The following is a 10,098-nucleotide window of genomic DNA, read 5'->3' as shown; positions in this document are numbered from 1 at the left end:
TCTTTCTTGGTGTCTTTAGCGTCATGGAACCACTCCGATCCCATCCCGCACTCGGTTGTGAAATGTGACAGCGGCGACGATACTCTGGGGGTTGCCCCACGGCACAATAGTCCGATGCCAAGTTCCTTTTTCTTTGAACCCCTCAACTTAGTGTTGGGGGGTTTCGCTTTTGGTGCCAATGGAATGATAAACATGGATAGTTAGCAGAAATAGGGTTTTCTTTCCTGTGCCATTGTTTGATAATGGTGTTATGAGATGGCTATATGGCTGACTTAGCGATTTTCGTTGATTTATTCCTAGATAGGTATAAAGGCTGTGGTAATTCCAACCCTTAAGGCTCCCAATCGTAATGGACGAGCAAGCATTATTGTGAATGCCAAGGTGAAGCAGGAGGGTCGCTTAATTGCGGCTTCCCCTGTGACGGAAAGGATGGTCAATGCTTTGAAGGAGGCGATCGCCGGTTGTTCCCCGGAAACGATTATTGAGACGGTGGCGGTGGCTAGTTTATGGTCGGACCAGGCCCAGCAACAAACCCAAATGGGGGGGCGAATTTACTGCCCGTTGACCATTCAGCTACCCCGTTGGCTGGATTTTCCAGGACAAAATATTTACCAGGCATGTCAGGAAATTAATGCCCGTCGTCAGTGGGTGAGCCAACAGCTTAATTTACCTTTGTGTAGTGACGCTAATTGGTTGGGGGATCATTGGCTGCCAATTATTGTGACAGCCAATGGCATACAATTCCTACCTCTAATCTATGAGGGGATGATGCCCAATGCCTATGAGATGGTGTCCTGGGATTTACCGCCCTATCAACGCTACCAAAATGGTTTGGAGAATTTGGCCCAGGCTTTGGTCAAGGAGTTGAAGGCTCCACCGGCAGTTTATTTGCTACAGTTCAGCCTTGCCCAAGGATTACTATTTGACCGACTTTGGCCATTCCCTGCGGCGCCGGCCATTGCCACCATTAACCATGGCCACGCCAATCTATACACTTACCATTGGTGTTGTTTGAATAATCTGCCCCTACCGACGAGTCTGGGCGATCGCCAACCGCAACAATTATTGAGTCTTTGACCTATGCCCCAACCCACTACTCCCGAACCGGGGCAAGAATCGGTCTGGGATTATCCCCGTCCTCCCCAAATTGAAGCTTCTAGCCAAAGGGCGGTGATTATATGTGACGGCATCACCATTGCCGATAGTTGCTCGACTCAACGGGTATTAGAGACCAGCCATCCACCGGTTTACTATTTTCCTCCCCAGGATGTCCGGACTGAATATCTGGAGCTTTCCACTAGACATTCCTATTGTGAATGGAAAGGGGAGGCCAGCTATTATCATCTCAATTTAGGCGATCGCCGGCGAGATAACGTGGCTTGGTATTACCCCACTCCCAATACTAGATTTAGCGTGATCAAAGATTACATAGCCTTTTATCCCAGTAAAATGGATGCCTGCTATGTAGATGAAGAGTTAGTAACTGCCCAGCCGGGGGATTTCTACGGTGGCTGGATTACATCGAAAATTGTCGGCCCCTTTAAGGGTGGCATTGGCACCTGGGGCTGGTAATTGGCCAGTCGATAGAACAGTTGGTTGCGACGGGGGACAATATTCGTTAGATTACCGAAAACTGCCTGATTGCTGTTCTGATTAACCATGGCCAAGTCCCATCCTTCTGGTTTGACAGCGCGTTGGCACCATGCCTTGGCGGAAATTCCTCAGCCCCAGTGGGACCGATTGGCGGTGCCCCTACAAACTCCCTTCCTGGAATGGCATTGGCTCCATAACCTGGAAACCTCCGGCAGTGCTGTTCGTAACACCGGTTGGCAACCTTGTCATCTGACCGTATGGCAGGGGGAAACCTTACTAGGAGCAGCGGCTTTATATCTCAAAGGCCATAGTTACGGAGAATTTGTTTTTGATCACCAATGGGCAGATTTAGCCCAACGATTAGGCATTGACTATTATCCAAAGTTGCTGGGTATGGCTCCCTTTACCCCTGCTGAAGGCTATCGTTTTTTAATTGACCCTGAAGCTAATGAATTTTTGATCACCCAAATTATGGTGGAAGCCATTGACCACTTTTGCCAAACAAATCAAATTTCTGGTTGTAATTTTTTGTTTGTCGATCGCCAATGGCAAAAGCAAATGGAAAATTTAGGCTTCACTGGTTGGTTGCACCATAGCTATATCTGGCAAAATCAAAATTTTCAAAGTTTCGACGATTATTTGCAAATTTTTAATGCCAATCAACGGCGCAATATCAAACGAGAGCGGAAAGCGGTGCAAAAGGCCGACTTACGCATTCAAGTTTTACAAGGAGATCAAATTCCCCATCATTTTTTCCCGGCAATTTATCGTTTTTATAGCAATACCTGTGACAAATTCTATTGGGGTAGTAAGTATCTAACTAAAAAATTCTTTCAGTCTTTGTACGAAGATTACCGAGCTAGGGTGGTTTTAGTGCTAGCTTTTCCGGAGCACGATGATCAACATCCCATTGGTTTATCTTTTTGCCTACGCAAAGGCGATCGCCTTTATGGTCGGTACTGGGGAAGCCTGGCAGATTACGATTGTCTACACTTTGAAGCCTGCTACTATCAACCGATTGAATGGGCCATTGGGGAAGGTATTCAACTATTCGATCCAGGGGCTGGGGGTCGCCATAAACGCCGTCGAGGTTTTCCTGCCACAGCTAACTACAGCTTACATCGGTTTTACCACCCTAAAATGCAACAAATTTTGCAGATCTACATTGATGAAATTAATGCCATGGAGCAAGCAGAAATTGATGCTATTAACCAGGATTTGCCCTTTAGTAGAAAGGAAATCAGCCTGGCATTAGAAAACTAAAAGAAGACGAAAGCTGTGGCGACCCGAATTACCCCTGGAAGGAAGTTGCCAAGTTGATAGTAAACCTTGATCAACCTGAGCAGAGTTAAGATGCGGAACCCGGGACTTGAACCCGGAAGTCCTTACGAACACTAGAACCTGAATCTAGCGCGTCTACCAATTCCGCCAGTTCCGCTTGCGGTGGTTTTTCTTACCGAAACAATATCATCCCCCAGGATTGACCGGAAGTCAACAGGTCTTTGCCGAGAAATCATAGCGGCTTAATTTTTTTGATACCATGGGGAACTGCCGACTTTTCCCCGGCCCTATCCCGAAATCACCATGGCACTAATCGTTCAAAAATTTGGCGGCACCTCCGTTGGCACTGTGGAGCGTATTCAAGCGGTGGCCCAACGTATTAAACGGACTGTACAGGGGGGGAACTCCCTAGTGGTGGTGGTGTCGGCCATGGGAAAAAGCACCGATGTGTTGGTGGATTTAGCCCAGCAAATTTCCCCCAACCCCTGTCGTCGGGAGATGGACATGTTACTCTCCACCGGGGAGCAGGTGTCCATTGCCCTATTGAGCTTAGCCTTACAGGAAATAGATCAGCCCGCCATTTCCCTCACCGGAGCCCAAGTGGGCATCGTCACCGAGGCCGAACATAGCCGGGCCCGCATTCTAGAAATTCGTCCCGATCGCCTGGAGCACCATTTAAGGGAAGGGAAAGTGGTGGTCGTAGCGGGATTCCAGGGCATCAGTAGCGTAGAACATCTAGAAATTACTACCCTGGGACGGGGTGGTTCAGATACCTCTGCGGTGGCCCTGGCGGCGGCATTGAAAGCAGATTTTTGTGAAATTTACACCGACGTACCGGGCATTCTCACCACCGATCCCCGCCTAGTGCCGGAAGCCCAACTGATGGCGGAAATTACCTGTGACGAGATGTTGGAATTGGCCAGTCTGGGGGCAAAAGTGCTCCATCCCCGGGCAGTGGAAATTGCCCGCAATTATGGCATTCCCCTGGTGGTGCGTTCCAGTTGGAGTGACGAGCCGGGCACAAAAGTAGTGGCTCCCCCGGTGCAAAACCGTTCCCTGGTGGGGCTCGAAATTGCCAAGGCAGTGGATGGGGTAGAATACGATGCCGATCAAGCAAAAGTCGCCCTGTTGCGGGTGCCCGATCGCCCAGGGGTGGCATCAAAGTTATTTCGGGATATTGCCCAACAACAGGTGGATATTGATTTAATTATCCAATCTATCCACGACGGCAACAGTAATGACATTGCCTTCACCGTTGTCAAAGACTTACTCAATACAGCGGAAGCCGTTACCAGCGCCATTGCCCCTGCCCTACGCAGTTACCCCGAAGCGGATCAAGAGGCGGAAATTATTGTCGAAAAAGGCATCGCTAAAATTGCCATTGCCGGGGCCGGTATGATCGGTCGCCCTGGCATTGCCGCCAAAATGTTCAAAACTTTGGCCGATGTGGGAGTCAACATTGAAATGATTTCCACCTCCGAAGTTAAAGTTAGCTGTGTTATTGACCAACGGGATGCAGACCGGGCGATCGCTGCCTTATCTAATGCCTTTGGCGTCACTCTGTCCCCACCCAAAAATCAAGCTAATACTTCCCATCTGCCCGCTGTGCGGGGGGTAGCCCTAGACCAAGACCAAGCCCAGATTGCGATTCGCCATGTGCCCGATCGACCTGGCATGGCCGCCCAACTATTCACCGCCCTAGCGGAGGCCAACATTAGTGTGGATATGATTATCCAATCCCAGCGCTGCCGCATTAATCAAGGCACTCCCTGCCGGGACATTGCTTTTATGGTGGCGGAAGGGGATAGCAGTCAGGCCGAAGTAATTTTGCAACCCCTAATCAAAGATTGGCTTGATGCGGCCGTAGTGGTGAACAAAGCCATTGCCAAAGTCAGCATTGTTGGTTCCGGCATGATTGGCCATCCGGGGGTAGCGGCCCATTTCTTTGCTGCCCTAGCCCAGGAAAATATCAACATAGAAATGATTGCCACCTCGGAAATTAAAATCAGTTGTGTGGTGCCCCAGGACCGGGGAGTGGATGCCCTGAAAGCGGCCCACAGTGCCTTTAACCTGGCAGGGACAAAAACCGTCACCGTTCCGGCTTAGAGCCTAATTTTCAAACAATTTCTGAAGAATTAAGAAAACATCTTTACGATCCACTTCCCCACTTTACAAAGCCTTGAACTCCTGGCTGGGTCAATTGGTACGCTCTTTTTCTCCACAGGGTGAATATACGGAAATTCTCTGCTTTTTGCCCCTAAGCATTGGCTAGACAGAAAATGTCAGTATAATCAGTAGTTAGCTAGCTGGGTTATCGGTGAGGATTTATCTCTTAATTATCGGATAAACTACAGACATAAATATCTTGACTAAAGATTGTTTATTGCCTGCCATGAAATCGCTTCCACCATTCCCAGACTTGAATACCACGTCAATCAAAAGCAAACCGAAATCGACCTATACCGAGGAACAGATAGCACGAGTTGTAGAAGCTTGGTTGTTTGGCAATAAGTCCCATCAAAAAATAGATGTAGAAATTCTCGATGAAGATATAAGCTCCAGAGGACATTACTCCTATATAATTCTAGACTTTTTGGGTTTAAAAAAAGAACACAAAAGTTTTTTTGCTTATAGTAGCCATCAAGAAGCTTTGGCAAATTTAGAAGAAAAATTCGCTGAAGAACATGAAAATAAACAGAAGATAAAAACCATCATTAAGTATATTAAAATACTATCAGGATTGGTGGCGCAATTATGCGGGAAAGGCGAGCGTAGTTTTCGTCTTGCTGAGGAGGTTCCTGACGATCAAAAGTTGCTTGAGGGGTCAGTCTGTCAAGTTACTATTAATTCTTATGAGCGCAATCCCGAAGCCCGCAAACTTTGCATTCAGCATTATGGTACAAGTTGTTGTATTTGTGGTTTCAACTTCGAAAAAAAGTTTGGATCAGTGGCACAAGGATTTATCCACGTGCATCACTTAAAACCACTATCGGAAATTCAGAAAGAGTACGAAGTTGATCCAATTGCTGACCTTCGCCCAGTTTGTCCTAATTGTCATGCCATTATCCATTTAGGTGGTAAGACAAGGAGTATTGAAGAGGTGAAATCATGGTGCAGGAACTAGAAGCCCAGTTAACTGAGTTGGAAGAGGGAATTTTATGTTAAACGTTACTGTTGAAGAAATGCAGCGTGATCCTTTGAAATATCTTAGGCAAGTAGAGGCAGGTGAGACTCTCGTTATTGTTAGATTTGACAAGCCGATCGCCGAACTCAAACCTATTGCCAGTAGTCAGCAATTGCGACCGTTCGGTTTATGTGCAGGCGAGTTTACCGTTCCAGATGATTTCGATGCTCCTCTTGCGGAAGAGATTCTCAGTGCATTTGAGGGCAAATGAGAATTTTGCTAGATACACACATCTTTTTGTGGTTTATTAGTGGTGATACCCAGTTATCAACGGGTGTTCGGGATGCAATTCGTGCTCCAGACAATGAGGTCTACCTGAGTTCAGTTTCTGTCTGGGAAGCAATTGTCAAATACCAATTGGGCAAGCTTCCTCTACCAGAGCCTCCCGAAACGTATTTGCCCAAGCAGCGCGAGCTTCATCAAATTGCCAGCCTTGCTCTTGACGAGAATAGTGTAGTTCAACTGGCTAAACTGCCACCACTACATCGTGATCCATTTGACAGAATGCTTGTCTGTCAAGCCTTACAGAATGGTCTGACAATTGCGACGGTAGATTCAGCAGTTCGTGCCTACTCAGTTAGTGTTATGTAGCAGCGCAGCCCAACAACGTTGCCTGATTTTTTCATTGCCTTCATGCCAAAATTTAGGGAGTGGTTTATCCACAAGCCTTTTTCCTGAAACTCAAACCGTTCTGTTTTTCCATCACTATGACCCACACCGCCGTTGCCAATCCTCTGCTTCAAGGCCGGGGTTTACCCGCCTTTGACAAAATTCAAGCCACCGACGTGGAGCCAGCGGTGACCACCCTGGTGCAGGAACTAGAAACCCAATTAACCGAGTTGGAAAAATCCGTACAACCCACCTGGGAAGGCTTGGTGGAACCCCTGACGACCCTGGAAGAAAAGCTGGGTTGGACCTGGGGCACCGTTTCCCATTTGATGGGGGTGAAAAATAGTCCCGAATTGCGCCATGAGTTTGAACAGGTACAACCCTTGGTGGTGAGATTCATTAGCCGCTTGGGACAAAGTCGTCCCCTTTATGAAGCCTTTGTGGCCCTGCGAAATAGCGCCGAGTGGGACACATTGGAGCCGGCCCAGCAACGCATTGTGGAAAGCAATATCCGGGAAGCGGAATTGGGCGGTGTCGGTTTAACGGGAGAAAAACGGGAAAGATTTAACGCAATCCAGTTGGAATTGGCGGAACTGGCCACCAAGTTTTCCAATAATGTCTTGGATGCCAGCCAAGCGTTTGAATTGAAATTAACGACTGAGGAAGAAATTGCGGGGTTACCGCCTAGTTTATTAGCCCTGGCGGCCCAGACTGTCCAACAGAAAGGGGAAGAAAACGCCACCTTGGAAGAAGGTCCCTGGATAATTACATTGGACTATCCCAGCTATCTACCCTTTATGAAATATAGTCAGCGGGAGGATCTACGGGAAAAAGTTTACCGAGCCTTTATCCGTCGGGCGGCCGATGGGCAGTGGGATAACCATCCCCTGATTGAAAGAATTTTGGCATTGCGACTGGAAAAATCTCAGTTGTTGGGATTTGACACCTATGCAGAGTTGAGTTTGTCTCGCAAAATGGCTCCCGATGTGGCAGCGGTGGAAAAACTGTTGGAGGAGTTACGGGTTCCCAGTTATAAGGCGGCGGAGCAGGAATTTGCCGATCTACAGAAATTTGCTGGGGTGGCAGAGCTACACCATTGGGATACGGCCTATTGGTCGGAACGACAACGGGAACAGGAATTTGATTTTGATGCGGAAGCTCTGCGGCCCTATTTCCCCTTGCCCCAAGTGCTGGAAGGTCTATTCGCCCTAGCTAAACGGCTCTTTGGGGTCACCATTCAGCCCAGTCAAGATTCGGCTCCACTGTGGCACCCCGATGTGCAATTTTTCCAAGTGCTGAATGAATCAGGCACGGCGATCGCCAGTTTTTACTTAGATGCCTATAGCCGGCCGTCGGAAAAACGGGGCGGTGCCTGGATGGCGGATTGTTTAAACCGGGGTCAAGAGTTGGTAAATGGGCAAAAATCCCTCCGTTTGCCAGTGGCCTATCTAATTTGTAACCAAACACCGCCGGTGGGGGATCAGCCTAGTCTGATGACTTTTTATGAAGTGACCACCCTGTTCCATGAGTTTGGCCATGGGTTACAACATTTGCTGACCACGGTTAATTACAGCGGTGCGGCGGGCATTAATAACGTGGAATGGGATGCGGTGGAACTGCCCAGCCAATTTATGGAAAATTGGTGCTATGACCCCACCACCCTGTTCAGTTTGGCCAAGCATTACCAAACCGGCGAGACTTTACCCCAGGCGGAATACGAAAAAATCCTCGCCACCCGTAATTTTATGACCGGCTCCGCCATGCTCCGGCAAATTAATTTCAGCTTGCTGGATTTGGAATTGCATCACCGCTATCGTCCCAACGGCCCGGAAACCATTGAACAAATTGGCGATCGCCTGGCGAAAATCACCACCATTTTGCCTCCCCTGCCAGAAAATGCCTTTCTCTGCTCCTTTGGCCATATTTTTGCTGGGGGTTATGCCGCTGGTTACTACAGCTATAAATGGGCAGAAGTGCTCAGTGCCGATGCCTTTGCCGCCTTTGAGGAAGTGGGCTTAGACAATGAAGCTGCGGTGCAAACCACAGGTAAACGTTTTCGAGAAACGGTGTTGGCCTTGGGGGGAAGCCTCGCGCCTGCAGTGGTCTTCGAAAAATTCCGGGGACGACAACCACAAACTGCTCCCCTGTTACGCCATAACGGTTTGTTACCCAGTGCAACCTGATCAATTGCCCGATCAATGAATTGAGCAATAAACCTTACCAACTCCCGCATCTCCCCGGCTGGCTTGGCCGTGAGATCGGTGGGGTTGGGGGTTCAAGGTATAATTCTGAATACTATTGGGAATAGCCTAAATTACAGTGTCCATTCAACTCGGTATCATCGGCGGTGGGGTAATGGCGGAGGCCATCCTGGCCCGCTTAATTGCAGAGAAAACCTACGCCCCAGAGGAAATTATAGTGGGGGAGCCCCACGGTGCCCGACGGGATTATCTCCAAAAAACCTATCAAGTTAAAGTTTCCCCCGATAACCAAGAGGCGGCCAATGTTTCTGAAGTGCTGTTGCTCGCGGTTAAACCCCAGGTGCTAGACCGGGTCCTGGCCAGCTTAGCAGGAGGGGCCAATCGTCCCTTGGTCATTTCCATTTTGGCCGGGGTTTCCCTGCAAAGAATTCAAAAAGGCTTTCCTGACCATGCCATTATCCGGGCCATGCCCAATACCCCCGCCACCGTTGGGGCCGGCATGACGGCGATCGCCGCTAATAAGATGGTGGAGCCGGATCAATTAGCCAAGGCCAAGGCCATCTTTTCGGCAGTGGGCAATGTGGTGGAAGTGCCAGAAAATTTAATGGATGCGGTGACGGGGGTTTCCGGTTCGGGCCCGGCCTACGTCGCTTTGATGATCGAAGCCCTGGCGGACGGTGGCGTTTTGGCCGGATTACCCAGGGCGATCGCCCAAAAATTGGCCTTGCAAACGGTGTTGGGAACGGCCCAGTTAATCAAAGACACCGAGGAACACCCCGCCCAAATTAAAGATAAGGTCACCAGTCCGGGGGGCACTACCATTGCTGGGGTAGCAGTGCTGGAAAAAATGGGCTTTCGCTCCGCCATCATCGAAGCTGTGCGGGCTGCCTATCGCCGTTCCCAGGAACTAGGCAAAAAATAAATGCATGGCAGTATTTAGTCAGGACTTACGCAAGATAGATGAGGTTAAGGTAGTAGGATGACTTCTTTCACTCGTTTAGATTACTGTCAGTATTTACTGAGTAGCCCAATTAACTACACCCTAACAAACCTTGCCAAGCATCTCGATGGTGTGAGCCATGACCGGATCAAACGTTACCTACAAGGAGTAAAACTGACTCCTCGTCTGCTGTGGGAACAGGTACGTCTAGAGCTAATCGAATCACCAAAAGCTTATGTTGTCTTTGACGATACGGTGTTAGACAAAAGCTATAGTCAAAAAATCGAATG

General features: G+C 48.7%; 9 protein-coding genes, 1 tRNA gene, 1 rRNA gene and 1 pseudogene. 11 read left to right on the top strand and 1 reads right to left on the bottom strand.

Going from position 1 to position 10,098, the window contains the following annotated elements:
• The first annotated feature begins 5 nt into the window (after positions 1-5).
• The 4 genes from rrf to IQ217_RS18155 all read left to right on the top strand — a co-directional run bounded on the left by rrf (position 6) and on the right by IQ217_RS18155 (position 2,856).
• Positions 6-123, top strand: a 5S ribosomal RNA gene (rrf, locus tag IQ217_RS18170).
• Positions 124-315: 192 nt separating this feature from the next.
• A complete protein-coding gene (locus IQ217_RS18165) occupies positions 316-1,077 on the top strand; it encodes a hypothetical protein (RefSeq protein WP_194021279.1) in 762 nt (253 codons plus the stop codon).
• A gap of 3 nt (positions 1,078-1,080) precedes the next feature.
• Entirely contained in the window at positions 1,081-1,572 is a 492-nt protein-coding gene (locus IQ217_RS18160) for a DUF427 domain-containing protein (RefSeq protein ID WP_194021277.1), read from the top strand.
• 87 nt (positions 1,573-1,659) lie between these two features.
• The gene (locus tag IQ217_RS18155) at positions 1,660-2,856 is read left to right on the top strand and encodes a GNAT family N-acetyltransferase (protein ID WP_194021275.1); all 1,197 of its coding nucleotides are present in this window, start codon (positions 1,660-1,662) and stop codon (positions 2,854-2,856) included.
• Between the two features lie 91 nt (positions 2,857-2,947).
• On the opposite strand, the gene IQ217_RS18150 is transcribed toward IQ217_RS18155, so the two are convergent.
• Positions 2,948-3,031, bottom strand: a tRNA-Leu gene (locus IQ217_RS18150).
• A gap of 146 nt (positions 3,032-3,177) precedes the next feature.
• Here IQ217_RS18150 and IQ217_RS18145 point away from each other — a divergent pair.
• The 7 genes and pseudogenes from IQ217_RS18145 to IQ217_RS18115 form a co-directional block, all read left to right on the top strand.
• Positions 3,178-4,980 carry an aspartate kinase gene (locus IQ217_RS18145; protein ID WP_194021273.1) on the top strand — a complete coding sequence of 601 codons (1,803 nt, stop codon included), beginning with the start codon at positions 3,178-3,180 and terminating at the stop codon, positions 4,978-4,980.
• Between the two features lie 286 nt (positions 4,981-5,266).
• On the top strand, positions 5,267-5,998 hold the full coding sequence (locus IQ217_RS18140) for an HNH endonuclease (protein WP_194021271.1): 732 nt from the start codon (positions 5,267-5,269) through the stop codon (positions 5,996-5,998).
• A 34-nt stretch (positions 5,999-6,032) separates the two neighbouring features.
• The gene (locus tag IQ217_RS18135) at positions 6,033-6,269 is read left to right on the top strand and encodes a type II toxin-antitoxin system Phd/YefM family antitoxin (RefSeq protein ID WP_194021262.1); all 237 of its coding nucleotides are present in this window, start codon (positions 6,033-6,035) and stop codon (positions 6,267-6,269) included.
• Positions 6,266-6,649 (top strand): type II toxin-antitoxin system VapC family toxin, encoded by a 384-nt coding sequence (locus IQ217_RS18130; protein ID WP_194021260.1) that lies wholly within the window; start codon positions 6,266-6,268, stop codon positions 6,647-6,649. Before IQ217_RS18135 ends, IQ217_RS18130 begins: the two co-directional genes overlap by 4 nt.
• A gap of 116 nt (positions 6,650-6,765) precedes the next feature.
• Positions 6,766-8,850 carry a M3 family metallopeptidase gene (locus tag IQ217_RS18125; RefSeq protein WP_194021258.1) on the top strand — a complete coding sequence of 695 codons (2,085 nt, stop codon included), beginning with the start codon at positions 6,766-6,768 and terminating at the stop codon, positions 8,848-8,850.
• 136 nt (positions 8,851-8,986) lie between these two features.
• Positions 8,987-9,790, top strand: a complete 804-nt coding sequence (gene proC, locus IQ217_RS18120) for a pyrroline-5-carboxylate reductase (RefSeq protein ID WP_194021256.1) — start codon at positions 8,987-8,989, stop codon at positions 9,788-9,790.
• 57 nt (positions 9,791-9,847) lie between these two features.
• Positions 9,848-10,098 (top strand): annotated as a pseudogene (locus tag IQ217_RS18115) (hypothetical protein); the annotation flags it as partial.

This window comes from Synechocystis salina LEGE 00031 (assembly GCF_015207985.1).
In the GTDB taxonomy this organism is placed as follows: Bacteria; Cyanobacteriota; Cyanobacteriia; order Cyanobacteriales; family Microcystaceae; genus Synechocystis; species Synechocystis salina.
Note: the sequence above shows the minus strand (reverse complement) of the source record. Positions and strands in the feature narration are given on the sequence as shown.